Annotated in this window: 21 protein-coding genes; 10 read left to right on the top strand and 11 right to left on the bottom strand. The window is 66.9% G+C overall.

Going from position 1 to position 25,905, the window contains the following annotated elements:
* The first annotated feature begins 41 nt into the window (after positions 1–41).
* Positions 42–536 (top strand): MarR family winged helix-turn-helix transcriptional regulator, encoded by a 495-nt coding sequence (locus tag ACWETB_RS10890; RefSeq protein ID WP_449742144.1) that lies wholly within the window; start codon positions 42–44, stop codon positions 534–536.
* Positions 533–2,101, top strand: coding sequence for a DHA2 family efflux MFS transporter permease subunit (locus ACWETB_RS10885; protein ID WP_452211054.1), 1,569 nt, complete (start codon positions 533–535; stop codon positions 2,099–2,101). Before ACWETB_RS10890 ends, ACWETB_RS10885 begins: the two co-directional genes overlap by 4 nt.
* Positions 2,102–2,415: 314 nt before the next feature.
* On the opposite strand, the gene ACWETB_RS10880 is transcribed toward ACWETB_RS10885, so the two are convergent.
* Both ACWETB_RS10880 and ACWETB_RS10875 read right to left on the bottom strand, forming a co-directional pair.
* Complete coding sequence (locus ACWETB_RS10880) at positions 2,416–4,593, bottom strand: S9 family peptidase (protein ID WP_452211052.1); 2,178 nt, start codon at positions 4,591–4,593, stop codon at positions 2,416–2,418.
* 7 nt (positions 4,594–4,600) lie between these two features.
* Entirely contained in the window at positions 4,601–5,488 is an 888-nt protein-coding gene (locus ACWETB_RS10875) for a phosphoribosylaminoimidazolesuccinocarboxamide synthase (RefSeq protein WP_449742147.1), read from the bottom strand.
* A 35-nt stretch (positions 5,489–5,523) separates the two neighbouring features.
* Here ACWETB_RS10875 and ACWETB_RS10870 point away from each other — a divergent pair, with 35 nt between their 5' ends.
* Positions 5,524–5,820, top strand: a complete 297-nt coding sequence (locus tag ACWETB_RS10870) for a SelT/SelW/SelH family protein (RefSeq protein ID WP_449742148.1) — start codon at positions 5,524–5,526, stop codon at positions 5,818–5,820.
* 130 nt (positions 5,821–5,950) lie between these two features.
* On the opposite strand, the gene purB is transcribed toward ACWETB_RS10870, so the two are convergent.
* The 3 genes from purB to ACWETB_RS10855 form a co-directional block, all read right to left on the bottom strand.
* The gene (gene purB / locus ACWETB_RS10865) at positions 5,951–7,378 is read right to left on the bottom strand and encodes an adenylosuccinate lyase (RefSeq protein WP_348804629.1); all 1,428 of its coding nucleotides are present in this window, start codon (positions 7,376–7,378) and stop codon (positions 5,951–5,953) included.
* A 175-nt stretch (positions 7,379–7,553) separates the two neighbouring features.
* Positions 7,554–7,967 (bottom strand): hypothetical protein, encoded by a 414-nt coding sequence (locus tag ACWETB_RS10860; protein WP_452211049.1) that lies wholly within the window; start codon positions 7,965–7,967, stop codon positions 7,554–7,556.
* Between the two features lie 49 nt (positions 7,968–8,016).
* Positions 8,017–8,619, bottom strand: a complete 603-nt coding sequence (locus tag ACWETB_RS10855) for a TetR/AcrR family transcriptional regulator (protein WP_348804627.1) — start codon at positions 8,617–8,619, stop codon at positions 8,017–8,019.
* Between the two features lie 141 nt (positions 8,620–8,760).
* Here ACWETB_RS10855 and ACWETB_RS10850 point away from each other — a divergent pair, with 141 nt between their 5' ends.
* From ACWETB_RS10850 to ACWETB_RS10835, 4 genes are all read left to right on the top strand, one after another.
* Positions 8,761–9,519, top strand: a complete 759-nt coding sequence (locus ACWETB_RS10850; RefSeq protein ID WP_449742150.1) for a DUF6882 domain-containing protein — start codon at positions 8,761–8,763, stop codon at positions 9,517–9,519.
* A 234-nt stretch (positions 9,520–9,753) separates the two neighbouring features.
* Positions 9,754–11,844, top strand: coding sequence for an MMPL family transporter (locus ACWETB_RS10845; protein WP_449742437.1), 2,091 nt, complete (start codon positions 9,754–9,756; stop codon positions 11,842–11,844).
* A gap of 71 nt (positions 11,845–11,915) precedes the next feature.
* On the top strand, positions 11,916–12,182 hold the full coding sequence (locus tag ACWETB_RS10840; protein WP_348804625.1) for a metal-sensitive transcriptional regulator: 267 nt from the start codon (positions 11,916–11,918) through the stop codon (positions 12,180–12,182).
* A 30-nt stretch (positions 12,183–12,212) separates the two neighbouring features.
* The gene (locus ACWETB_RS10835; RefSeq protein ID WP_348804624.1) at positions 12,213–12,641 is read left to right on the top strand and encodes a DUF302 domain-containing protein; all 429 of its coding nucleotides are present in this window, start codon (positions 12,213–12,215) and stop codon (positions 12,639–12,641) included.
* Positions 12,642–13,310: 669 nt separating this feature from the next.
* Here the strand turns inward: ACWETB_RS10835 and purD are convergent.
* The 4 genes from purD to ACWETB_RS10815 are packed head-to-tail and all read right to left on the bottom strand — an operon-like array spanning position 13,311 to position 19,439.
* Positions 13,311–14,564 carry a phosphoribosylamine--glycine ligase gene (purD, locus tag ACWETB_RS10830; protein WP_348804623.1) on the bottom strand — a complete coding sequence of 418 codons (1,254 nt, stop codon included), beginning with the start codon at positions 14,562–14,564 and terminating at the stop codon, positions 13,311–13,313.
* 23 nt (positions 14,565–14,587) lie between these two features.
* Positions 14,588–15,799 carry a low temperature requirement protein A gene (locus ACWETB_RS10825; protein ID WP_449742438.1) on the bottom strand — a complete coding sequence of 404 codons (1,212 nt, stop codon included), beginning with the start codon at positions 15,797–15,799 and terminating at the stop codon, positions 14,588–14,590.
* A gap of 50 nt (positions 15,800–15,849) precedes the next feature.
* Positions 15,850–18,162 (bottom strand): ArnT family glycosyltransferase, encoded by a 2,313-nt coding sequence (locus ACWETB_RS10820; protein WP_452211195.1) that lies wholly within the window; start codon positions 18,160–18,162, stop codon positions 15,850–15,852.
* Positions 18,163–18,170: 8 nt separating this feature from the next.
* A complete protein-coding gene (locus ACWETB_RS10815) occupies positions 18,171–19,439 on the bottom strand; it encodes a glycosyltransferase (RefSeq protein WP_452211046.1) in 1,269 nt (422 codons plus the stop codon).
* A gap of 147 nt (positions 19,440–19,586) precedes the next feature.
* Between ACWETB_RS10815 and ACWETB_RS10810 the strand changes: the two genes are divergently transcribed.
* Positions 19,587–21,725: a RecQ family ATP-dependent DNA helicase gene (locus tag ACWETB_RS10810; RefSeq protein WP_452211044.1), complete on the top strand. Its 2,139-nt coding sequence runs from the start codon at positions 19,587–19,589 to the stop codon at positions 21,723–21,725.
* A 154-nt stretch (positions 21,726–21,879) separates the two neighbouring features.
* Here the strand turns inward: ACWETB_RS10810 and ACWETB_RS10805 are convergent, their stop codons facing one another.
* On the bottom strand, positions 21,880–22,305 hold the full coding sequence (locus tag ACWETB_RS10805) for an HIT family protein (protein WP_348804619.1): 426 nt from the start codon (positions 22,303–22,305) through the stop codon (positions 21,880–21,882).
* Positions 22,306–22,536: 231 nt separating this feature from the next.
* Here ACWETB_RS10805 and ACWETB_RS10800 point away from each other — a divergent pair, with 231 nt between their 5' ends.
* A complete protein-coding gene (locus ACWETB_RS10800; protein WP_348804877.1) occupies positions 22,537–23,541 on the top strand; it encodes a DNA adenine methylase in 1,005 nt (334 codons plus the stop codon).
* 5 nt (positions 23,542–23,546) lie between these two features.
* On the top strand, positions 23,547–24,386 hold the full coding sequence (locus tag ACWETB_RS10795; RefSeq protein WP_449742153.1) for a hypothetical protein: 840 nt from the start codon (positions 23,547–23,549) through the stop codon (positions 24,384–24,386).
* A gap of 12 nt (positions 24,387–24,398) precedes the next feature.
* On the opposite strand, the gene ACWETB_RS10790 is transcribed toward ACWETB_RS10795, so the two are convergent.
* Complete coding sequence (locus ACWETB_RS10790; protein WP_449742440.1) at positions 24,399–25,808, bottom strand: sensor histidine kinase; 1,410 nt, start codon at positions 25,806–25,808, stop codon at positions 24,399–24,401.
* Between the last annotated feature and the right edge of the window lie 97 nt (positions 25,809–25,905).

Below are 25,905 nucleotides of genomic sequence, written 5' to 3'. Positions count from 1 at the left end.
TTGCGTTGGTGCGATAGTTGCGTCCCCGTTACTATTTCCCGGTGTCTTCCTCCGTCGATTCCGCGTGCGGCGCGCTCCGCGACTTCCTGGATCGATTGACCTGCCTCGGCAAGACCGCCGCCATGGACGATCTCGCCACCACCGACCTCACCCTCAGCCAGATCAGAACACTGTTCGTGACCGGTGACGCCGAGGAGCCGATGTCGGTGCACGAGATCGCCGATGCGATCGGTTTGTCGGTGGCCGCCACCGGCCGCACCGTCGACCGACTGGTCAAGTCGGGATTCGTCGACCGCCGCGAAGATCCCGACGACCGTCGGGTCAAACGGGTCAGCCTCACCGCCGAGGGCCGCGCACTGATCGACAAGCAGTTGACCGTCCAGCAAGGCGTGCTCCGCGCCTTCGTCGCCGGTCTGCCCGCCCAACACCAGGCCGCCCTGATCGCAGCACTCCGACCGATCGTCGACGCCGACGTCGACTACTTCGACCTCTCCCCCATCGACTCGTCCACTCGCAAGCAGAAAGTCACCTCATGACGTCATCCTCCACCGGAGGTCATCTCCATTCCGGGCCGCCGGACACCGGGCTCGACAAGCATGTGCTGAAGATCGCCGGCGTCGTCGTGCTCGGCGCCATCATGTCGATCCTCGACGTCACCGTGGTGTCGGTGGCGCAGAACACCTTCCAGGAAACCTTCGACACCGACGCCGCCGGTGCCGCCTGGACGATGACCGGCTACACCCTGGCGCTGGCCGCGGTGATCCCGCTGTCGAGTTGGGCCGCAGCACGTTTCGGCACCAAGAAGGTGTATCTGACGTCGTTGCTGCTGTTCCTGCTCGGCTCCGCCCTGTGCGCGGTCGCCTGGAACATCGGATCGCTGGTCGCCTTCCGCGTGGTCCAGGGCCTCGGCGGTGGCCTGCTGATGCCGATCGGCATGATGATCCTCACCAAGGCCGCCGGCCCCGAACGGGTCGGTTCGGTGATGGCCGTCCTCGGTATCCCGATGCTGCTCGGCCCCATCGGTGGCCCCATCCTCGGTGGCCTGCTCATCGAGAAGGCCAGCTGGCACTGGGTGTTCCTGATCAACGTCCCGATCGGCCTGGTCGCCCTCGTCTATGCGTGGCTGGTGCTGCGTGACGACGAGGAGACCACGCGCCCGAGTATCGACATCATCGGATTGCTGCTGCTCTCACCGGGTCTCGCCTTGTTTCTTTACGGCATCTCCTCGTCCACCGAGGCCGGCACGTTCATCGACGCGAAGGTCCTCACGATCACCATCATCGGTTTGCTGCTGATCATCGGGTTCGTGTTCCACGCCCTGCGGTCGAAGAATCCGCTGCTGGACCTGCGTCTGTTCAAGAACAAGACCCTGGCCATCGCCGTCATCACGATGACGACGTTCATGATCGCCTTCTTCGGTGCGGCACTGCTCTATCCGCAGTACTTCATCGGGGTGCGTGGCGAGTCGACGCTGATGGCAGGACTGTTGCTGGCGCCACAGGGACTCGGCGCGATGATCACGATGCCGATCGCCGGCCGCCTCACCGACAAGATGGGCCCCGGCAAGTTCGTTCTCGCCGGTATCGTGCTGATCTTCTGCGGCATGGGGTATTTCGTCTTCCTCGGCCCCGACACCCCGTACTGGGCGCTGTGCATCGCGCTGTTCGTGCAGGGTCTGGGCATGGGTATGACGATGATGCCGATCATGTCCGCTGCCCTGGCCACCCTGAACAACAGGCAGGTTCCGGACGGTTCGACCTTGATGAACGTCGTTCAGCAGTCGGCGTCGTCGATCGGTACCGCGGTGATCTCGGTGGTTTTGGCCACCCTGTTCAAGGCACATCCGGAGTCGCTCCTGGCGATCAGCAGCAATGCCGCACCGGAGAAGTACGAGGCGGGTGTGCAGGCCGGGCAGTTACCTCCGGAGCCGCCGCAGCAATGGTTCGAGTGGGCTGCGAATGCGTTCGGCACCACCTTCATCATCGCCACCGTCCTGGTCGCGGTGACCCTCATCCCGGCGTTCTTCCTGCCCCGCAAGAAGATCGCCTCCCCGCTGGTCGAAGAGGACATGGATCGCCCGGCACCGACGATGCTGCACTGAGCGACGCTCCGCGTCGCACGATGCCCCGCACCCGTTCTCGGGTGCGGGGCATCGGCTGGTGGTGCACCCCGTCGCACTCGGGGCCGGTCGGGCCCTCTACCCCGATCTGGAGAAACCAGTGCGCCCCGAGCGCGTCACGGCCGTGTTCCGTGGCGGAATCGTGGCGCACACCATGGTTCCGGTGTCAGACACCGTCGTCGACTGACACCCGAACACCGCCGGGACACACATATAGATGGGATGAATAGCCGGACTCACGTCAATAATTGTCATGAGTCCCCTGAGCCATCCGGTTACATGAGGCCCTCTCCCACTCAGGGCGTGACCGCACCGGTCTGCTGCAGGATCCAGGCGATCTCGAAGGCGACTTCCTCCCACTGCTTGTACCGGCCGGACACGCCGCCGTGGCCGGCCGACATCTCTGTCTTGAGCAGGATGAGATTGTCCGAGGTGCTCAGATCCTGTAGCCGGGCAACCCATTTGGCCGCCTCGGTGAACAGCACACGGGTGTCGTTGAGCGAGGTCTGCGCAAGGATCGGCGGATAGGGCAAGGCGGTGACGTTCTCATACGGCGAGTACGACTTCATGTACTCGTAGACCACCGGATCGTGCAGCGGGTCCCCCCACTCATCCCATTCGATGACCGTCAACGGCAGCGACGGATCGAGGATCGAGTTCAGCGCGTCGACGAACGGCACCGATGCGAGGATGCCGTTGAACAGTTCCGGCGCCAGATTGGCGACCGCCCCCATCAGCAGCCCGCCGGCCGAACCACCTTCGGCCACCATCTGTTTCGGGGTCGTCCAGCCACGTTCGACCAGATACCGCCCGGAGTCCACGAAGTCGGTGAAGGTGTTCTTCTTGGTGAGGGTCTTGCCGGTCTCATACCAGTGGCGACCCATCTCGCCGCCACCACGGATATGGGCGAGGACGAAGACGACGCCACGGTCGAGCATCGACAGTCGTGACACCGAGAATCCGGGATCGAAACTCGCCTCGTACGAACCGTATCCGTACAACAGGAGCGGAGCCGGGGAGGCACCGTCCTCGCCGGGCGCGGCGACATCCTTGCGTCGCACGATCGACAGCGGGATCCGCGTTCCGTCGGCGGCGGTGGCCCATTCCCGGGACTGCACATAGTCATTGACGTCGAAATCACCGAGCACCGGCTGCCGTTTGAGCAGCACACGCTCGCCGGTGGTGACGTCGAGTTCGAACAACTCCGACGGTTCGATGAAGCTGCCGTATCCGAAACGCAGTCGCGGCGTGGCCCATTCACGGTTACCGGCCAGGCCCAGGGAGAACAGTTCCTGGGCGACGGCGACCTCGATGAAGTCCTCCGCCACCGGGATGCCGTCGATGCGACGGAGGTCGGCGATCGACACCCGGGGCAGTGCATCCGCGCGGTAACTCAGCACCAGGTAGTCACCGAAGGCGTCGATGTCCTCGATCCGGATGCCGCGTCGGTGTCCGATGAACTCGGTGCGCGCGGACGGATCATCGACCGGCGCGATGTCGATGGCGAAGTCTTCGCTCTTCTCACCACCACGCTCGTCGTTGTGCACGATGAGGAAGTAGTCCTTGCCACCGATCTCGGCATGTTCGACGTTGTACTCGACACCGTCGACTCGTGGTGCGACGCTGCGGAATTCGCCGGTCGGATCGTCCGCGGCGAGGACGAAGCACTCGGAGGTGATCTTGGATCCGACGGCGATCATCAGGTACTTGTCGCTGCGGGTGGTCCCCATGCCGACCCAGTAGCGTTCGTCGGGTTCGTAGAACACCTTGACGTCGGGTGTGGAGGTCCCGATGTCGTGGCGCCACACCGTGTCCGGACGCCACGCGTCGTCGACGGTCTGATAGAAGACGTGGCGGGTGTCGGCCGACCAGACCGCACCGCCGGCGGTGTCGGCGATGGTGTCGGGCAGCAGTTCACCGGTGCGAAGATCCTTGAACCGCAGGGTGTATCGCTCGTCACCGACGACGTCGATGCTGTAGGCGAGCCAGTTGCCGTCGTGGCTGACGGCCAGGGCGCCCAACGAGAAGAAATCGTACCCCTCAGCTTCGGCGTTCGCGTCGAGCAGGACCTCTTCGCCGGGCAGGGCTGCGTAGTCGGACACCTCCGGGGGTGTCCAGTCGTCGGCGTCGACGATCGGGCAACGGCAATGCGTCGCATATTGTTTACCCTCGTGGGTGCGTCCGTAGTACCAGAATCCGCCGCGTCGCGACGGTACCGACATGTCGGTTTCCTTGGTGCGGGAGCGGATCTCACCGAAGATGTCGGCTCGCAGTCCGGCCAGCTGCGCGGTGTGCTTCTCGGTGAACTCGTTCTGCGCCTTCAGGAAGGCGATCACCTCGAGATCATCCTTGTCGCGCAACCACTCGTAGTTGTCGATCACGGTGTCGCCGTGGTGCGTGCGTTCCTTGGGAACCTTCTTCGCCGCCGGAGCGCCGTTGCGGCCGGTGTCGGTCGACGATGCTGCGTCGCTCACTGAACTCCTATCCTTGCGGCCAGTCGGTGAAGGACTTCTGCGAAATCCATTCGTAGGCCTCGATGTAGCGTGCCCGGGTGCGTGCCACCACGTCGTCGGGCAGTGCGGGTGGGGTGGTGTCGGAGGCGCGGTCCCAGCCGGATGCCGGTGAGGTCAGCCAGTTGCGAACGATCTGTTTGTCGAAGCTCGGCTGGACCTGACCGGGGGTGTAGCCGGTCGCCTCCCAGTACCGCGACGAATCGGGGGTGAGCACCTCGTCGGCGAGGACGAGGGTGCCGTCGGCGTCCTGGCCGAACTCGAACTTGGTGTCGGCGAGGATGATTCCGCGGTCGGCGGCGATCGCGGCACCCCGCGAGTAGATGTCGAGGGTGGCCGCGCGAAGCGCGGTGGCGAGGCCGTCCCCGACCGTCGCCGCCACCGCCTCGAAGCTGATGTTCTCGTCGTGGTCGCCCTGCTCGGCCTTGGTCGCCGGGGTGAAGATCGGTTCGGGCAGCCGGTGGGCCTCGTCGAGGCCGTCGGGCAGCGCAACCCCGCACACCGAGCCGGTGGCCCGGTAGTCGATGAGTCCAGAGCCGGTGAGATATCCACGCGCCACGCATTCCACCGGCACCATCGGAAGCTTGCGCACCACCATGGAGCGGCCCACCGCACCCTCCGGGATGCGCTCGTCGGTGGGTCCGCCGGCGAGGTGGTTGGGCACCCCGAGGGCGTCGAACCAGAAGAAACTCATCGCGGTGAGGATGCGTCCCTTGTCGGGGATGGTCGGGGTCAGGATGTGGTCGTACGCCGAGATCCGGTCGCTGGCCACCATGAGCAGGGTGTCGTCGTCGATCTGGTAGATCTCGCGCACCTTGCCCGAGGCGATGTGGGTGTACGAGTCGAGTGCCGGCCGCATGGCTTCGACCTTAGAGGTATGACAGGCTGACCCGCATGGCCGGGCCGCACGTCACCATCACCTACTGCACTCAATGCAACTGGCTGCTACGCGCGAGCTGGATGGCGAGTGAACTGCTGAATACCTTCGGTGCCGACCTCGGCTCGGTGACCCTGGTACCCGGAACCGGCGGCATCTTCGTCATCGACGTCGACGGCACACAGCTCTGGGAACGGAAGACCGACGGTGGATTCCCCGACGCCGCCGAACTCAAACGCCGACTGCGGGACGCGGCCCTGCCCGACTGGCGGTTGGGGCATTCGGAGGGGACAAGTTCGGCGTCCGAGGCGTAACCCGTCACCCGAGGCGTCCTCGACGCGGTGCCTCCACACTCACGTTCCCGGTGCAATGATCGCGCAAAGGAGCAGGTGCCGCGTGAGGAAGCAGTGACCGCGGCGGCACCGTCGAGCAGCGCCACTCGCCCTACAGAATCGGCGCCGGGCTATAAGCCGCAGCCTCCGGATACTCCCCGATGATCTTCTCCGCAGCAGCGATCACGTCGGCCACCTGCCTGCCGGCCGCTCCGACGAAGGCTTCCTTGTCCTCGAGCAGGGCGTCGAGCTGCGCCCGATCGAGCGGGATGCGGTCGTCGGCGGCGAGCCGGTCGAGCAGGTCGGGTTCGCGACCCTCCTCACGCATCGCGAGGGCCACGGCGACGGCGTTCTCCTTGATCGCCTCGTGGGCGGCCTCGCGGCCGACCCCGGCGCGCACCGACGCCATCAGCACCTTGGTGGTGGCCAGGAACGGCAGGTAACGGTCGAGCTCGTTGGCGATCACGGCCGGATAGGCACCGAACTCGGCGAGGACGGTCAGGAAGGTCTCCATCAGGCCGTCGATGGCGAAGAAGGCGTCAGGCAGTGCGACGCGGCGCACCACCGAGCAGAAGACGTCCCCCTCGTTCCACTGGGCGCCGGCGAGTTCGGCGGCCATCGAGGCGTAGCCGCGCAGCACCACCTGCAGTCCGTTCACGCGTTCGCAGGAGCGGGTGTTCATCTTGTGCGGCATCGCCGACGACCCCACCTGCCCCGGCTGGAAACCCTCGGTGACCAGCTCGTGGCCGGCCATCAGGCGGATGGTGTGGGCGAACGACGACGGCCCGGCGGCCACCTGCACCAACGCGGAGACCACGTCGTGGTCGAGTGACCGCGGGTAGATCTGGCCGACCGAGGTCAACGACCGCGCAAATCCGAGGTGCCCGGCCACCCGCGATTCGAGGTCGGCGAGTTTGCCTGCGTCACCGTCGAGCAGGTCGAGCATGTCCTGGCTGGTGCCCATCGGCCCCTTGATGCCGCGCAACGGATAGCGGTCGATCAGCTCGGAGAGCCGGGTGAGCGCGATCATCAGTTCGTCGGCGGCCGACGCGAATCGCTTGCCCAGGGTGGTGGCCTGCGCGGCGACGTTGTGGCTGCGTCCGGCCATCACCACCGTCGAGTACTCCGCGGCCCGCTCGACGAGGCGTGCGAGCACCGCGACACCGTGGGCGTGCACGTACCGCAGGGACTGCAGGATCTGCAGCTGCTCGACGTTCTCGGTGAGGTCGCGGCTGGTCATCCCCTTGTGGATCTGCTCATGCCCGGCCAGGGCGTTGAACTCCTCGATGCGCGCCTTCACATCGTGGCGGGTGACGCGTTCGCGGTCGGCGATCGATGCGAGGTCGATGTCGTCGACGACCCGCTCGTAATCGGCGATGGCCGTCTCGGGTACGTCGATGCCGAGGTCGCGCTGGGCCCGCAGCACGGCGATCCAGAGGCGGCGTTCGGCCGCGATCTTGTTGGTCGCCGACCAGATCTCGACGAGATCGGCCGATGCGTAGCGGCTCGCGAGGACATTGCTGATGACGGGTTTCGGCACGTCAACAGTCTAGTGTCTGGTGTTTGGTATGTGGTTTCTGGTGTCGACGCCGCGATCAGCGGAAACCGCGAGCGCAGTGCTGCACTACAGGGCGAGCACGGCGGTGCTAAAGGGCGAAGCACGGCGGTACTAAAGGGCGAAGCACGGCGGTACTAAAGGGCGAAGCACGGCGGTACTAAAGGGCGAAGCACGCCCAGCCCGAGCCGTAGCCCTGATGCACGGGTGCGGTCACAACGGGACCCTTGACGCCGTTCTGCACCGCATAGAGCGTGCGCTTGCCCTGGTGCCGAGGAATCCAGTCGACGGTGGCCACGAGCTGGTGGGCCTGTGCCTTGCCGATGAACAGCGGCTTCTGTCCCTGGCCCTGCTCCCAGAAGTAGACCATTCCGGACGCGTTCACCGGGACGACGAGTTGATAGGTGCAGCCGGTGCCGTAGACGGCCGAGGAGAAGGGGACACCCGCATCCACCTGCCCGGACGGGGCCGCCGCCGCCGATCCGGCGCCGATCAAACCGGCCGCGGCCACCGACGCCGCCGCCATCGCCGTCACGGCCCACCGTCGCATCCGATACGTCATACCTTCTCCCATGTCCTCCCCTGACCCGGCCACCGTGCCCGACGACAATCGTTGCTGCTCTTCATCTTCGAGGTGCCAGGATATCGACGACACCGCCGAGTGCCGCGCGTGCGGCCGCGAACGGCGATTCGGCACCGGAGCCCAACGTCCCGACGACCGCACCATCCTCCACCGCGATGAGCCATCGCACCTGCTCCGGCTCCGATCGCCGCCCGGACTTCTCGAGCACCTCGCCGTGCAACGCCGACACGTGTTGCCGACGCTCCTCGACGACCTCACGCAGTCGTGGGTAGCGCGCGGCGAGGGTGATCAACTCGTAGCGGGCCGCGAGTTCCTCGATCGGGGTGTCGACGCCGACGAACACCTCCGACAGCACCTCCGCGGTGGCGCCGACGCCGCGTCGGCGACGGGTCACCGCCGCACCCCGGGCGGCGATCGCCTCGTCGGCGTCCCGCGTCACCTGACGAGCGGCCTCGGCCATCAACTCCTCGAGAGAGGCGAAATAGTAGGTGGTCGATGCCAGCGGCATCTGGGCACGATCGGCCACGGCACGGTGCCGGACGGCGTCGAAACCGCCCTCGAGCAGCAGGGAACCGGCAGCCTCGATGAGTTGAGACCGTCGCCTCGTCCCCTTCGGTGTGGCCGCCGATGTCATGGCGACCATGCTGCCAGGGTGATCTGCGCCACTGCGCCCTTTTCGTGGATCCGCGCCTCGATCCGCGGCCCGCGCAACGTCCCGGACGCCGGTCGGTTGATCACCCGACAGCCGGTCCGCGGCGGGTCCACGCGCATTAGCGTGAGCGGCATGCATCTGGACGGTTTGCGCGCGGTGGCCGATTGCGGCGCCTGGTACGCGCGGCTTCGACGCGACATGTTCGACGCCTTCCTGGCACGCGAACTGGGCGAGTGCACCGCGACATTCACCGGCACGCGGGTCGTCTTCACCTCCGTCGACGACCCGCGGCGCCTCGTCGAGACGCACGCCTCGCTGGTGGCGACGCTGGCCTCCGACGCATCGAGGGCCCGCTGGGGCTGGGCCGTCGACGCGGGTCCGACCGACCTGTCCACCGCGGAGTTGCGCCGGGCCGCAGAACGACTCGGGCTCACCGCGATGTCGGTTCCGGAGATGCCCATCGGGCCGCCGCAGCACCCAACCGGCAACGTCCTCGACACCCTCGGCACGACGCTCGGCGCGGTGGCCGTGCAGCTCCTCGGACGTGGTCCCGACATGTGCGTCGTCCGTCCCGACGGCGGCCGCGACGTGGTCCTGCTGACCGACGTCGCTCTACCCGAACCCACCTTCGCCGACTTCGTCGCGGCCCTGCCGGATCTCCTCGCCGACGTCGAGGTCGGCGATCACCGGGTCGCGGTCCACGGACTCGCCGCACGTCGGGGATGGCACATCCGGTGGCAGACGCCGGGACCGGCCGAGGCCACCCACCGTTTCGACGTCACCGAACCGGGCGCGTCGATGTGCCTGGTCTCCGACGGTCGCGCGGTGACCCCGCTGTGGTTCGATCGCGCCGGTCGCGGGTTGACCGAAGCCGCAGAACTGTCCGCCTGATCGGCCCAGAGCTTCCCGCTCCGCCGCGTTCTCCCCTCGCATGTCCGAGGTACGGGCTTGGGCTTGCCGTTTTGATACCCCTAGGGGTATGTTGGCCACACCCATCCGATACCCCCATGGGTATGCTCGTGAGGAGAGAACGTGGCCACCAGCAAAGAGCTCGACGAATCACCACCGCCGACGGCACCCGAGCCGTCGGGGACGTCGACCCCGACGACATCATCACCCGGCCCGATGGCCCGGCTCGGTCTCTGGACCGCCACCCACCGCGGCTGGGTGTTCGCGGTGTGGGCGATCCTGGTGATCGGACTCGGTGCGGCCGCACCGAGTGTGTTCAGCTCGCTGGCCGGCGCCGGATGGCAGGCCAACGGGTCGGAATCGGTCGCGGTGCGCGATCTCGCCCAGGAGCACTTCGGCGGGAACTCCTCGGCCGCGGTCCAGGTGGTGATCCACTCCGACGACCAGCAGATCTCGAGCCCCGCGGTGCAGCAGGTCATCGCCGAGATCACCGAGGTCGCACACAGTGATTCGCGCTTCGCCGCGGTCGTCGCGCCGCAGCCGGGCATGACGATCAGCCAAGACGAGCACACCGGAGTGGTCATCATCGGCGCGAACGCCGACACCGACGCCATGGTCAAGGCGGTCGACGACCACAAGGAAGCACTGACGGCGTTGTCCGGCAACGGAATCGACGTCTACCCCACCGGGGCGTCGGCGCTGTGGAGTGACTTCAACAAGGCCAACCACGAGGCAATGATCAAGGCGGAGATGTTCTCCTGGCCGATCACCCTGGCGATCATGGTCGTCGCATTCGGTTCCCTGGTAGCAGCCGGACTTCCGTTGCTGCTCACCATCGCCGGGCTGGTCGCCTCGGCCGGCGGTCTGGTCCTGTTGAACACCGTCACACCGATCTCGGTGTGGGCCATGAACTTTGCCATGATGTTCGCCCTCGCCCTGGGAATCGACTACGCGCTGTTCATGGTGTCGCGGTTCCGTGCGGCGATGGTCTATCACGACACCCCGAAGCACGCGACCGCCGAGACGATGGACACCGCGGGTAAGGCGGTTCTGCTGTCGGGCCTGACGGTCCTGGTCAGCCTGTCGACGGTGCTACTGGTTCCCGCACCCGCGGTGCGCACGATGGCGGTCGGCATCATGCTGGCGGTGATCTTCGTCCTGGCCGCGACGATGACCCTGCTGCCCGCCGTGATGGCGGCCCTGGGCCCGAAGGTCAACGCCGGATCACTGCCGTGGGCCCGCAAGCAACAGCATCGCTCGCACCTGTTCGGCAAGTGGGGTGAACTGCTGCATCGTCATCCGTGGCCGTTCGCCGTCGTCTCGCTGGCCATCCTGATCCTGCTGGCGCTGCCGGTTCTGGGTCTCAAGGTCGCGATGCCGTCGATCAACGTCGTCCCCTCCGGCGCCCCGGTGCGCCAGGGCTATGCGATCGTCGCCGAGAACATGGGTCCGGGAGCACCCGGCGCCCTGCAGATCGTCGTGCCGCAGGCCGATGCCGCGGCGACGGCCGCCGCGGCCGCGCAAACCAAGGGCATCGCCATGGTCACCCCGCCCCAGAACGCTACCGACGGTTCCGGATACGCGATGATGCAGGCCATTCCGTCGGTCGATCCGTCGGATGCTTCGATGAACGACATCCTGTCCCGGCTACGCGAGAACGTGCCGGCCGATGCCCTGGTCGGCGGTGCCCCCGCGGAGAACATCGATCTGCAGACAGCGCTGAACGACTGGTTCCCGGTGATCGTCGCGGTGATCCTGACCCTGGGCTTCCTGTTGCTGCTGATCGCACTGCGCGCGCCCGTCATCGCCCTGCTGGGCACCCTGGTCAGCCTGCTGTCGACGGCCGCGGCCTTCGGCGTCGCGAAGCTGATCTTCCAGGACGGCCACGGCGCGGGACTGCTCGGTTTCGAGCCCCAGGGCTTCCTGGACGGCTGGGGTCCGGTGTTCTTCTTCGCGATGATCTTCGCCATCGCCATGGACTACACCGTCTTCCTGCTGGCCACGGCCAAGGAGCACTACGAGAAGTCGGGTGATCCGCGGTCCGCCCAGATCGACGGTCTGGCCTACTCCGGACGCATCATCTTCGCCGCGGCGGCGGTCATGGTGGCGGTGTTCTTCACCTTCGCGTTGGCCGATCCGCTCCCACCGAAGGAGATGGGCATCATCCTGGGTGTGGCGGTGTTGCTCGACGCCACGCTGATCCGCCTGGTACTGCTGCCGGTGCTGCTCCGGATCACCGGACATGGCGCCTGGTGGACCCCGCGCTGGCTCAACCGCATCCTGCCCAACATCTCGTTCAGCCACTGATGCAGAGCGACCGGTAGTCATACCCCAAGGGGTATGATGGATGCAAGTCAGCACGACAGAAAGGTCAGCCAATGGTAGGCGACGACGAAGCAATCGCAGTGGTTCTCAACCGACTGCGCCGGGCACATGGGCAACTCGCCGGTGTGATCTCGATGATCGAAGACGGGCGGGACTGCAAGGACGTGGTCACCCAGCTCGCCGCGGTCTCCAAGGCACTCGACCGCGCCGGTTTCAAGATCGTCGCCACCGGCCTGCGCGAGTGCCTCACCGGTGACGACGCCACCGGTGAGCCCATGACCCAAGAACAGCTTGAGAAACTGTTCCTCGCCCTCGCCTGAGGCGAGCCCATCCAGAGAGTAGGAGTTCCGATGGATATCGCGATCGCCACCACCCTGCCCGACACCGGCTTCGCCGAGGCCGTCGCCCGCACCCGGGAAGCGTTGGCACAACAGGGTTTCGGTGTCCTCACCGAGATCGACGTGACCGCAACGATGAAGAACAAACTCGACGAGGACATCGAGAATTACCTGATTCTCGGTGCGTGCAATCCGCCGCTGGCCCATCGCGCCCTGGGCGCCGACCGGCAGATCGGGTTGCTGCTGCCCTGCAACGTCGTCGTCCGCGACGACACCACCAACCCGGGATCGGTCATCGTCGAGGCGATGAACCCGGATCTGATGGTGCAGTTGCGGGACGCACCCGGACTGCCCGAGGTGGCCGCCGACGCCGCGACCAAGCTGCGTGCGGCGATCGCAACCCTCGACGCCGGGGTTCCGGTGGCCGAAGGGAGCGCCTGACATGTGCTACCCGGTGCGATGTGCGGTTTGCGGCAAGATCACCTGGGACGGCTGCGGCGCACATGTCGACGACGTCCGCGCGACGGTCCCACCGGAGCAGTGGTGCGACGGCCGGCATCAATCCGCCGGAATCGGCGGATAACCACGCGGTCAACGATGTTCGTCGACGGCCGGGGAATCCATCCCCGGCCGTCGACGGCGTCCGGGGTCTGCACGACGTCAACCCGGCGGGAAGGAAGACAGCCAGTGCCTTCGGAGTTGCTGAGCTCTTGTCCCGTTGGGGAGATCCGATCGATCCACGTCCGGTTCCCCGGCGGTACCACGACGAATTCGGTGACCGTCTGCCGCAACTCATGCTCGACAGGTGGCGGGAGATCGGCTTCGCCGGAGTCGTCGACACCTGGCTGAGCGGAATCGAAGTACCCGAAAGTCATCGGGGCAACCATATTCCGCTGTTCCGCAACGCTTTTGGCAAGATCTTCGGCTTCACGCCCGAACTCGGCCCCACCATCACCATCGACCCACTGTCATCGACGATCGTTGCGGAATCACCGTCCCCGCTTCGGGGTCGACGGTGGCTCGACCTCGAACTCGCGCATCGGCGCGCTCGAGGTCCCGACAGTCTCCGCCGTGTGAGCAGGTCGACGCCGACGGTGCCCGGTCGGACGACTACAGCGAGATCCGGCCCTCCAGCGCGGCCAGGCCGATGTCGGTCCGGAAATGGGAACCGGGGAGCTTGATCCCGGCGACCCGATCGTAGGCCTGCGCCCGCGCCGCGGCCAGATCGGCGCCCACCCCGACCACCCCGAGCACACGACCGCCGGCGGAGACGACCTCTCCGTCGGCGTCTCGTTTGGTACCGGCGTGCAAAACTCCCTCGCCGTCGGCACCGGTGATCACGTCGCCGGTGCGCGGCGTCGACGGGTAGTTCTCGGCCGCGATCACCACGACCACCGCGGACCCGTCGGCCCATTCCAGCGGCGGCAGGTCGGCAAGCGTTCCGGAGGCGGTCGCCTTGAGCGCCTGTCCCAGCGGGGATTTCAGCAATGCCAGGACCGCCTGGGTTTCCGGATCGCCGAAACGACAGTTGAATTCGACCACGGCCGGGCCGTCGGCGCCGATCGCCAGGCCGGCATAGAGCAGCCCGCTGAACGGACAGCCTCGTCGCACCATCTCGGCGGCGACCGGCTCGACGACGTCGGTGACGATCTGCCGGGTGACCTCGTCGGGCAGCCACGGCAGCGGCGTATAGGCGCCCATGCCACCGGTGTTGGGTCCGGTGTCACCGTCGCCGACCCGCTTGTGGTCCTGCGCGGGGATCAGCGGGACCACGGTCTCCCCGTCGACGAGACAGAACAGGGAGACCTCGGGACCGTCCAGGAAACTCTCCAGCAGCACCGGGTGCCCACTCTCGAGACATTCGGCGGCATGATCGCGGGCGGCGGCGCGGTCGGCGGTGACCACCACGCCCTTCCCGGCGGCGAGGCCGTCGTCCTTGACCACCCAGGTCGGTCCGAAGCGGTCGAGGGCGGCGTCGAGGTGGGCCGGGTTGTCGACGGTCTCGGCGTGCGCCGTGCGCACCCCGGCAGCGGCCATGACGTCTTTCGCGAAGGCCTTGGAGCCCTCGATCCGGGCCGCCTCCCGGGACGGACCGAAGGTAGCGAATCCGTTCTCCCGCAACGCGTCCGCGACGCCGAGCACCAGCGGAACCTCGGGGCCGATGACCACCAGGTCGGCGGCGATCGAGGTGGCCAATGCCACCACATCGTCGGACGAGGTGACATCGACGGTGTGGTTGGTGGCCACCGTCGCCGTACCGGCGTTACCCGGCGCGACATGCAGATCGGTGACCGACGGGTCGTCGGCGAGTCGCAGGAGCAGGGCATGTTCGCGGCCGCCCGAGCCGATCACGAGTACGCGCACGTCCATGACTCTAGCGGCCGGCGTCATTCGACGTCGACGCCGATGTCACGCAGGGCGTGGGCCCGCCGCGGCACCCCGGCGATCTCGTCGATCACCGCGATCGACACCGGTGCGAGCGCGATCACCACCACCGCGGCGATCAGCGAGACACCGGCCGCGGCCATCCACACCCCGGCGACGAGAAGAACCAGGACGCTGACCCCACCGACAACGGTGACCGGCTCGAAGGGCAGCAGGTAGTTGTACAGGGTCAGCATGCCGAGGCAGTAGATGCCCAGCGGCACCGCCACGCAGGCGACCACCGCACCCGGGGAGATGCTGGCCTCGTGCTCGCTCCACAGTGCGGCCACCTCCAATCCGGCTCCGGTGGCCGCCGCCGACATGAAGATGATCAGGTGGCCGTAGCCGAAGCCGAAGCTCTTGTCCCGATGGGCATGGAGGGCGTCGCCGATCGGAACGGTGAAGTAGATCCACCACATGCCGAAGGTCACGACCATCGCCGCGAGTCCGAACACCGCCGCCTCGACCGACCACCCCTGTTCCTCGACGACTGCCTGCAACACCGCGACGGTCGCGACGATCCCCTCACCGAGGGTGATGATCGTCAGCAGGGAGTAGCGCTCGGCAATGTGATGCGGATGCCACGGGGTTGGCTTGACGCGGGTCTCGGCGATCACCGGGCCCATCAGTTCGATGAGTGCACAGACCAGGATCGCCACGATGGTCGGCCACAGTGCGAGAGGGATGATCGCGACGATCACCCAGGCGATCTGTGCGGCGAGCACCGCGGTGGCGTAGGTGAAGCAGGTCTTCCGATACTCGGGACTCTGCAGGCCGGCACGTATCCACTGGGTGAGCAGTCCGACGCGCATCACCACGTAGCCGATGACCAGCACCCTGATGTCGACGTGCTCGTTGTGATCGATCGAGCTGAACACGGGGGCGACGCCCAGTGCCAGGATCGCCACGCCCACCATCTGGATGAGCACGACGCACCGGAAGAACCAGTCGTCGGTGTCGAAGGCCGAGGCGAACCAACTGAAGTTGATCCACGCCCAAATGCCCGCGAAGGTACACAGCACGTAGCCGAAAACCGCGGTGCGGTAGTGCCCTTCGGCGAGGTAGTGGGCCATCTGGGTGCCCGCGAGGGAGAAGATGACCACGAAGACGAGGTCGTAGAACAGTTCCAACCCGGTCGCGGCCCGCTCCTCCTGGAGCGGGTCGCGACCGGTCATGCGGGTGAGACGATGCCCGATTCGAAGTGCCACATCGGCACTTTAGCCAATCACTTCGGCGCGGTCAGGTCGTACAACGTCACGTTGTCGATGATCGACGAGGTGAAGTTCTGCTCCACCCATTCGGTGATCTGCGACGAGGTGCCCTCGGAGCCGCCTCCCATCATGCCCCGACCACTGGCGATGAAGTAGTGGATCTTCTTCTCCTCCACCAGTTTCTGGAACTGGGCGAGCGTCGGCGACGGGTCGGTCCCGTTGAAGCCGCCGATCGGCATGACGGAGTACCCGGTCTCGAGTTGGTAGCCGGAGGCGGTGTTGGATCCGATCGCGGCGGCCACCCAGGTGAACTGATCGGCGTTGCGCTGCAACGTCGAGACCATTTCGGCGCTGGGTTTCGAGCCCATCAGGAGGCCGCCGGCCGGGCCGTTCATGCCGCCCATACCCGTGTAGCCGCCGCCCTGGCCCGTTGCACCGGGCATCTGGTTGCCTTGCATCTGGCCCTGGCCGAAGCCGCCGGGCACCTGACCCTGGCCACCCTGACCACCGGGCATGCCGGGCATCTGGCCCTGGCCGAAGCCGCCGGGCGGCATGCCCGGCATCTGACCGTTCTGTTGGCCCCCGTTCTGTGGGCTCCCGTTCTGTTGGCTCCCGTTCTGTTGGCTCCCGTTCTGTTGGCCCCCGGTCCAGCGGTTACCGCCACGCCCGGGTCCGCCGAAGCCGCCCGGTCCACCGCCCTCGACGGTCGGCCCGGCCGAGATGATCGAGCCTTCTTTGGCGGTGGTGATGGTGTCGACGGTGTAGGCCAGCGGTCCGGCGAGCGCCGCGATGAGTGACAGCGCCACCGCGACCGCACCGAGGTAGGCGCGATGCGCGATGAGCATGACCGCGCCGCCGACGAGACCGAGGAACAGTACGATCCACCGCAGCCACGGAACGAAGTCCGGTGAGCGGTCGAGCAGCACGAATCCCCAGATGGCGGCGAACCAGACCGCCGCCGCCAGCAGGATTCGCACCCAGAGGGTGGCCCGGGCGCGCCAGGCCACGGCACCGCCACCGGCGAGCACGGCGGCGACCGCCGGCGCCAGTGCCGCGGTGTAGTAGCTGTGGAAGATGCCGGCCATGAAGCTGAAGACGGCCATCGTCACGATCAGCCACAGGCCCCAGACCGACAGGTAGGCGCGGCGCATGTCGGTACGCGCGGCGCGACCGATGATCACCAGAGCGCCGATGCCGAGGATCAACGCGCTCGGGATCAGCCAGGCGATCTGTCCACCCTGGGCGGGTTCGAACATCCGCAGAATGCCTGTCTCTCCCCACATTCCGCCACCCGGGCCGCCGCGGCCGCCCGGACCGCCGGGGAAATATCCACCGGGACCGCCCATTCCGCCCATTCCGTCGGCGTAGGCACCGTACCCACGGTTCCCACCACCGGGCATGACACTGCCCCGCTCGTTCCCGTTGAGACGACCGAAACCGTTGTAGCCCAACGTGAGTTCGAGGATGGAGTTGTTCTGCGAGCCACCGATCCACGGACGTGACGACGCCGGCCACAACTCGACCGTGAGAATCCACCAGCCGGCAGACACGATCATCGCGGCCAGCGCGGCCAACAGATGCCACACCCGCTTGAGCCACCCGCCCGGCCCGAATGCCAGATACGTCAGCGCCAGCGGCGGCACGATCAGCATCACCTGCAATTGCTTTGTGAGAAAACCGAATCCGACGAAGACGCCGGTCAGGATCATCCAGCGCAGACGACCGTCCTCACAGGCCCGAAGACATGCCCAGGTCGCCGCCACCATGAGCAGGACCAGCAGCGCCTCGGGATTGTTGAAGCGGAACATCATCGCCGCCACCGGCGTCAACGCCAGAACGACACCGGCGAGGATGCCGGCCCAGTGCCCGAGATACCGGCGGGTCATCCAGTACAGCAACGCCACCGCGGCCACACCCATCAGGGCGTTGGGCACCAGCATCGCCCAGCTGTTAAGGCCGAAGATCCGCACGGAGATACCCGGAATCCACAGCGACGCAGGCGGTTTGTCGACGGTGATCGAATTCGCCATATCCGACGAGCCGAAGAACCAGGCCTTCCACGACTGCGAGCCGGCCTGGATGGCCGCGGCGTAGAACGAGTTGGCCCAGCCGTTGATCGACAGGTTCCAGAGATTGATCAGCGCGGTGCCGACGATCAGGGCGACCAGCGACAACCACTTCCACAGCGTCGGCGGATCGGCGGGCACCGAAACAGGGCCACGGCCCCGGGAGGAACTCTCCGGTGCCGCGGCATCTTCGGTGACGTCTGCCGATTCGGTTGTGGCGATGGAATTGTCGGACTCTTCGGGTGAATCGGGTTGACTCATCATCTCTCTCACTGGGCCGGTTGCGGCGCGGGGCGGTGCATGTGTGATCGGAAGACCCACCGTAGCCCGACGAATCGGGTGGCGGTGGCGACGAGGTTGGCGATCACCAGGACGAGCAGTTCGATGTGCTTACCGGCGTCGGGCGCGAAGTAGTGCAGTGCGACCAGCGAAAGCGACGTGACCGCCCACCCGAACAGGAAGACACCGAAGCCGAAGAACTGGTGCTTGACCGCATCCTCACGTCCACGGACGCCGAAGCTGAACCGGCGGTTGGCCGCGGTGTTGGCGATGGCCGTCACCGCGAGCGCGACGAAGTTCGACACCTGCGCGCCAAGAAATGAATGCAGGAGCAGGTATAGAACGGCGTAGGCGACGGTGGAGGCGACTCCGACGACGCAGAACCGGGCGAGCTGACCGACCATGCCGTGCGGGACGCCGTCGAGGGCGGGTCCGGGGGCACGTTCCCGACCGATGGTGGAGCGCAGTTCGGCGATCGGCAGCCGGCCGGTGCTCAGCGCATAGCCGACGCGGGCGCATCCCTTGAGGTCCTCGACCGCGGTGGACACGATGTCGACGGTGCTGTTGGGGTCATCGGTCCAGTCGACCGGAACCTCGGCGATGCGCAGCCCGATCCGTTCGGCGAGCACCAGGAGTTCGGTGTCGAAGAACCAGCCGGTGTCCTCGACGTAGGGCAGCACCTGCCGCCCGATGTCGGTGCGCATGGCCTTGAATCCGCACTGGGCGTCGGAGAACTTCGCCCGCATGGTGGTGCGCAGGATGAGGTTGTAGGAACGCGAGATGAATTCGCGTTTGGGGCCGCGGACCACGCGGGAGTCCCTCGACAGTCGGGTGCCGATGGCGACGTCGGAGTGTCCGGAGATCAGCGGCGCGATCAACGGCATCAACGCGTTGAGGTCGGTGGACAGGTCGACATCGCAGTAGGCGACGATCTGCGCGTCGCTGCGGCTCCACACGGCCTTGAGTGCCCGGCCGCGCCCCTTCTCGTCGAGGTGCGCAACGCGGATGCCGTCGAGTTCGTCGGCGATGTGGGATGCGATCGCGACGGTCGAGTCAGTGCTCGCGTTGTCGGCGACGGTGATCCGCGCGGCGAACGGCACGTTGACGCGGAGATGTTCGTGCAGACGATGCAGACACTCGGCGATGTCGAGTTCCTCGTTGTAGACGGGGACGACGATGTCGAGGACCGGAGCTGGTGCGGAACTGTCGGCGACCACCGTGATCGGGGCGGCGGCCTGCGGAAGCGCTTCTGTGGTCATGGCTACAAGCTTGGGCTCGCCCCCTGGGGCCACTCTGCGCCGAAGCTGCCAGTCTCCTGTGAGCCGCCACCAGCGTCGAACGGCGCCCACGATGCCCGATCCCCGCAGGTCAGGGCGATGTCGGAGCATGACGATAGATTTAGGCGCATGTCGGGAACCGCACTGTCTGATACCGCCGCTGCCATCGCGGATGCCGTGATCACCAGCCTCGCCGGTCCGGACGCGCGCCTGCGGGACGACCAACTCGAGGCGATCACCGCGCTGACCACCCGGCCGGCGGCCCGGGTGCTGGTGGTGCAGGCCACCGGGTGGGGGAAGTCGGCGGTGTACTGGGTGGCCACCGCGATTCTCCGGCGCGATTCGGCGGGCGGGCCGACTCTGCCCGGCGCCGGGAGCGCAGCGAGCGGGCCGACTCTCATCGTTTCGCCGTTGTTGTCGTTGATGCGTGATCAGGTGGCGGCGGCGGGGCGAGCCGGGTTGACGGCGGCGACGCTGAACTCGTCGAATATCGACGAGTGGGATGAGATCGAGGCGTCGTTGCGGGCGGGCGAGATCGACGTGTTGCTGGTGTCACCGGAGCGGCTGGCCAATCCCGGATTCGGGCGGCGGGTGCTCGACGCGATGGCCGGGCGCCTGGGTTTGCTGGTGATCGACGAGGCTCATGCCATCTCCGACTGGGGCCACGATTTCCGGCCCGACTATCGGCGCGTCTCGGATGTGTTGCAGTCGCTGAATCCGGCGACACCGGTGCTGGCCACCACGGCCACCGCCAACGAGCGGGTCACCGCGGATGTGGCCGCGCAACTCGGTGGGCAGACGTTGGTGTTGCGTGGTTCCCTCGCGCGGAAGTCGTTGCATCTGAACGTGATCGACGGACTGTCACCGATTCAGCGGTATGGCTGGGTGGCGCAGTATCTGCCGGAGCTGCCGGGGTCGGGCATCGTGTATGTGCTCACCGTCGCCGACGCCGATCGCCTCGTCGGCGCCATCCGCGCGGTGCACGGCGACGATTACCCGGTCGCGGCCTACACCGGGCAACTCGAGGGCGATACCCGTCATCGACTCGAAGATGCGTTGTTGCGCAACGAGATCAAGGCGTTGGTGGCCACCTCGGCGTTGGGGATGGGATATGACAAACCCGATCTGGGGTTCGTCGTCCATGTGGGTTCGCCGCCGTCGCCGGTGTCCTATTACCAGCAGGTGGGTCGCGCCGGGCGTGCGCTCGACGACGCGGTGGTGATGCTGCTCGCCTCGGCCACCGACGCGCGGATCTGGGAGCACTTTGCCACCTCGACCATTCCGGAGCCGACGCGGATGGCGGCCGTGCTGGACGCGTTGAACTCGTCGCCCGAACCGATGAGCGTGGTGGCGTTGGAGGCGCAGACCGGTCAGCGTCGTGGCCGAATCGAGTTGATGCTCAAGCAACTCGCAGTGGACGGCGCCACCGAACGCGGCCCGGACGGATGGTCGGCGACGGGGCGGGATTGGACCTTCGACGCCGCGCACTACGACGGTGTGCTTGCCGTTCGACGCCGCGAGGCCGACATCATGCGCGACTACGTGGCGGGCCGTCGATGCCTCATGCAGTTGCTCACCGAGTCACTCGACGATCCGGCGGCCGAGCCGTGTGGCCGGTGTTCGGTGTGCCTGGGACATCTCACCGACCCGCTCACCGCGGATGTCGACGCCACCGTGATCCGGTCGATCACCGCGTCGCTACGACAAGCGGCCCAGGTGCTCGAGCCACGCAAGATGTGGCCGGCCAAGAACGACTTCGGGCGGCGCGGACGGATCGCGGCGGCGGCGGCCGCCGAACCCGGGCGGGTGCTGGCGCACGCCGATGCGCCCGAATGGACGGATCTGTTGGCCGCGGCCCGCGATCATGACGAGCAGGCGGTGGCCGATCTGGGCGATGCGGCGGTCGCCACGCTGGCGGCGTGGGGTCGCGAATCGGGTCTGCGCCCGGAGGTCATCTGCTCACTGCGCCTGGGCGGCACATCCCTGGCCGAGGACGTCGCAGCGTACCTGTGTCGCGTCGGCAAGCGCGACGGCACGTCGTTGCCGGTGCGCCTGGGCGACCCGCCGCCGCGCGATGCCCCCGGCACCGTCGAGGCGGGGTACTGGCATGACCATCTCGGGCCGGCGCCCACCGAGGTCGCCGGCCGTTCGGTGCTGCTCGTCGTCGACGAGTCCCGCTCCGGTTGGGCGATCACCCTGGCGGCCGCACTGCTCCGGGAGTCCGGCGCAACCGCGGTGTTGCCGTTACTGATTCACCGGACGGTGTAGCGCGCTGACAGCGCCCGCCGCATCGCTGACAGCGCCCTCTCCACCGTTGACAGCGCTCTCGACGGTGCTGACAGCGCCACGCAGCGGGATCACCGAGCGCTGTCAGTGATCAGGTGAGCGCTGTCAGTGATCAGGTGAGCCGCGGGGCTTCGCCTCAGTCGTCGACGTATTCGGTGTAGCCGGTGGCGCGCAGGGCCGCCCGGATCTTGTCGGCGTCGGCGTCGAGTTGTTCCGGGGTGATGTCCTTGCGGGCGTTGCCGAGATCGAAGGTGTCCATGCTCAACGCCGGAAACACGTGGATGTGCACGTGCGGTACCTCGAGGCCGGCGATCAGCAGGCCCATGCGCGGTGCGTCGAAGGCCTCCCGTACGGCACGGCCCACCTTCTGCGCGACGTCGGCGAGGTGGGTGAAGGACGCGGTGTCCATCTGCTCCCAGTGATCGACCTCTTTGCGCGGCACCACCAGCACGTGGCCGGGGGTGACGGGCTCGATGGTCAGGAAGGCTACGGCCTGACCGTCACGCCAGACGAATCGACCGGGCAGTTCTCCGTTGATGATCTTCGTGAATACCGACGACATGACCCACAGTCTAGGGCCGGACACCCCACCGACAGTGGTGTTGGGGCCGATGTTCGGGGCGTTCGTCTCACCACGACGACCGGAGTTCACCGACGTGTTGATCTTTTGTTGTCGGAGGTCCGTGACATCCTGTGTGCTGTGAGTCGCCGAGCCTTCGATCCCGCCCGTGGTGCGCCCGCCGCTTCCGTCGACATCGTCGATGCGGCGCAGCGCTTCCCGCGGCTTCGCTACATGGGCTCGAAGTACCGACTGCTCCCGCACCTCGAACGCGCCTTCGCCGAGATCGGCGGCGCGACGGCGGTCGATGCGTTCTCCGGCTCCGGTGTCGTCTCGTACCTACTCAAGGCGCAGGGCTTTGCTGTGGCCAGCAACGATTTCCTGAACTTTCCGCACATCATCACGCGCGCGACGGTCGCCAACTCCTCGGTGCGGCTCGAACCCGATCTGATCGAGGAGATCTGTGGTCCCCCCGCCGACGACCGCGACTTCATCTCCTCGACGTTCGACGGCCTCTACTTCGACGCCGACGACCGCGCTTTCCTGGATTCGGCGTGGTCGCATATCGATCGGCTGCGCGGCTATCGACGCGACCTGGCCATCGCGGCGCTGGTGCTCTCGGCGGCACGCAAACAGCCACGCGGCGTGTTCACCTTCACCGATTCCACTCGCTACGCCGACGGCCGACGCGATCTGCGGATGTCGTTACGTGATCATTTCCGTCTCCGGTCGGCCGCCGAGTACAACGCGACGGTGTTCAGCAACGGTCTGCGCCATCACAGTTCCTGCGGCGATGTCTTCGACTTCGACGCCACCGCGGCCCTCGGGGGCGCCCCGGATCTGGTGTATCTCGATCCGCCCTACGCCCCGCCCACCGACGACAACGACTACATCAAGCGCTATCACTTCCTCGAGGGTCTGTCGGCGTACTGGCAGGGCATGACCATCATGGAGAACACCAAGACCAAGAAACTGCCGAAGCGGTTCACCCCGTTTGCCTACAAGCGGACCATCGAGGACGCCCTGGTGCGGACGTTCGAACATTTCCAGGACGCCGGCGCGATCGTGCTGTCCTATTCGTCGAACGCCCTGCCGGACGCCGATCGCATCACCGACCTGCTGGGCAAGGTGAAACCGTCGGTGGAGGTGATCGCGATCGACCACAAGTACAGTTTCGGCACGCACGCCGCCGCCACCCGCCGCGACGTCAACGAGTACCTCTTCATCGGACGCGACTGACCGCGATGGCCGACGCACCGGATTTCGACGAGTACCTGAAGACATTGGGACGCTTGACGTCTCACGTGGACCCGACGGCGTCGACGCCGGAGGCCGAGCACATCGCGGCCGCCACGGCCGGTCTCGGCGAACTCCTCGACACCGATATCGCCGGCCTCGCCGCGTGGGTCCGGGAGAATCCCGGCGACGTCCCGGTCTTGGGTCTGGCGATCGGACTGTCGCAGGAGAAGCTGAAGAATGTGCTGCGCGACCGATTCGACACGTCCGGCTGGCATGGCCTGGCGCGCAGCCGTCCGGTCGAACTGGTGACCTGGCTCGACGAGGAGTTCGATCTCGTCCGCATGCTGGCGGCGCAGATGCACCGGACCTATTCCTTCGCCGACATACTCGTCGCCCGCGCGGGTACCCGCCTGACGGCCACCCGGGCCGGGGCGTCGGGCCGCCGGATCGAAGACGAGATCGAGGACATCGCCCGCGACCTCGGCCTCGACTACACGACGCGATCCCGGTTCTCCGGCCGCAACGGACGCACCGCGCCGGCCGATCTCATCGTCGGCGATCCGTCGAGACCCGACATCGTGGTCGCGGCAAAGGGTTTCGATTCCACCGGGTCGAAGCTGACCGACGCGGTCCGCGAGATCGAGGAGATGGCCGAGGTACGTTTGCCACGCCAACTCGTGTTGGCGGTGATCGACGGGATCGGCTGGAAGTCACGTCAGGCCGATCTGCGTCGCATCCATCAACTCTGGGCGGACCGTCAGATCGACGGGATGTACACGCTGGTCACCCTCGACCGCTTCCGGGACGACCTCACCGACTTCGCCCGGCTACGGCAGTTGATCTGAGCAACCGCCACCTCAGTCGGCCAGGCGCGGCAGCCGCACCCAGAAGCAGGCACCCGATCCGGGCGTGGAGTCCACGCCGACGCGACCTCCGTGCGCACCGACGAGTGCGGCGACGATGGACAACCCCAAACCGCTGCCACCGCTGCCCTCACCCCGTGAGCGTGAGCTGTCACTGCGGTAGAAGCGTTCGAAGACGCGTGCACGTTCATCGGAGTTCAGGCCCTGCCCCGTGTCGGCGACGGTGACCACGACATCGCCGTTGCCGGTGGGGGATTCGTCGACGCCTACTCCGACGGTGATCGATGCGTCGTCGGCGGTGTGCATCACCGCGTTGTTGACGAGATTGCGGATCACCTGCACGAGCCGGGCCGAATCACCCAGCACCACAGGAGGTTCGGCCGATGGGATGACCTGCAACCGGATGTCGCGATCCGGCGCGGCCGCCCGCGAGGCCTGCACGGTGTCGGTCGCGAGCATCAGCATGTCCACCGGTTCGGAGAGCAGCGGACGTTGCGCGTCGAGCCGGGCGAGCATCAAGAGGTCCTCGACGAGGAGGGTCATCCGGCCCGCCTCGTCGTCGATGCGGCGCATCGCGTCGCCCGCGTCGGACACCGCGCCCTGCCGGTACAACTCGGCGAAACCCTTGATCGAGGTGAGCGGGGTCCGCAGCTCGTGGCTGGCGTCGGCGACGAATCGTCGCATCTTCTCCTCGGACTGCCTGGCCTGCTGTTCGGACGCGGCGGTGGTGGCGAACGCGTGCTGGATCTGCCCGAGCATCGTGTTGAGTGAGGCCGAGAGACTGCCCACCTCGGTGTTCTGCGGTCCGGGGGCCACCCGCATGTTGAGGTTGCCGGCGGCGATCGCGTGGGCGGTCTCCTCCACGCGGCGCAGCGGTCGCAGGCTGGATCGCACCAGCAGATAACTCAAGACGCCGAGCACCGCGACGACCGCCGCCCCGATCCCGAACTGTAGCCACATCAATCGCGACAAGGTCTTGTTGACGTCGGTCAGGGGTGTCGCGACGATCGCCGCGCCGTCCGGTCCGGTGGTCTTGACCACGCGCCACTGCGGCCCGTCACCGACGGAGTCGACGGTCGTCGGCGCCACGTTGGAGTCCGTCAGGCCGGAGACATCGGGTTCGGCGCTGAAGTCGGCAGCGTTGGAGATCACCAGACCGGAATTGAGTGTCGTCATCACAAAGTAGGGCGAGGGGGGACGGCGGGGACCGATCGGCGGTCCCTGCGAGGAACCCATGTCGGGGTTGCGGGGTTTGGCCCACCCCTCCGTCGCCGACACCAGCCCCTGGTCGGTGCGCGACATGAGATCCGAGCGCATCGCCGATGTCACGGCGATTCCGGACACCAGCAGTCCCACGGCCACCAGGATGAGGGTCAGTCCGACCAGCGAGATCCGCAGCGGCACGCCGCGGAGGCGTTTCGCCCCGGTGACAGTCGGGGCTGCCGCCGCCGCGCTCGATGCGGATGCCGTGCCGGACCGTACGTGCGACGCCGGGCCTCGT

Source organism: Gordonia sp. NPDC003950, assembly GCF_053605205.1.
This window is presented reverse-complemented; position numbering and strand designations above follow the sequence as displayed.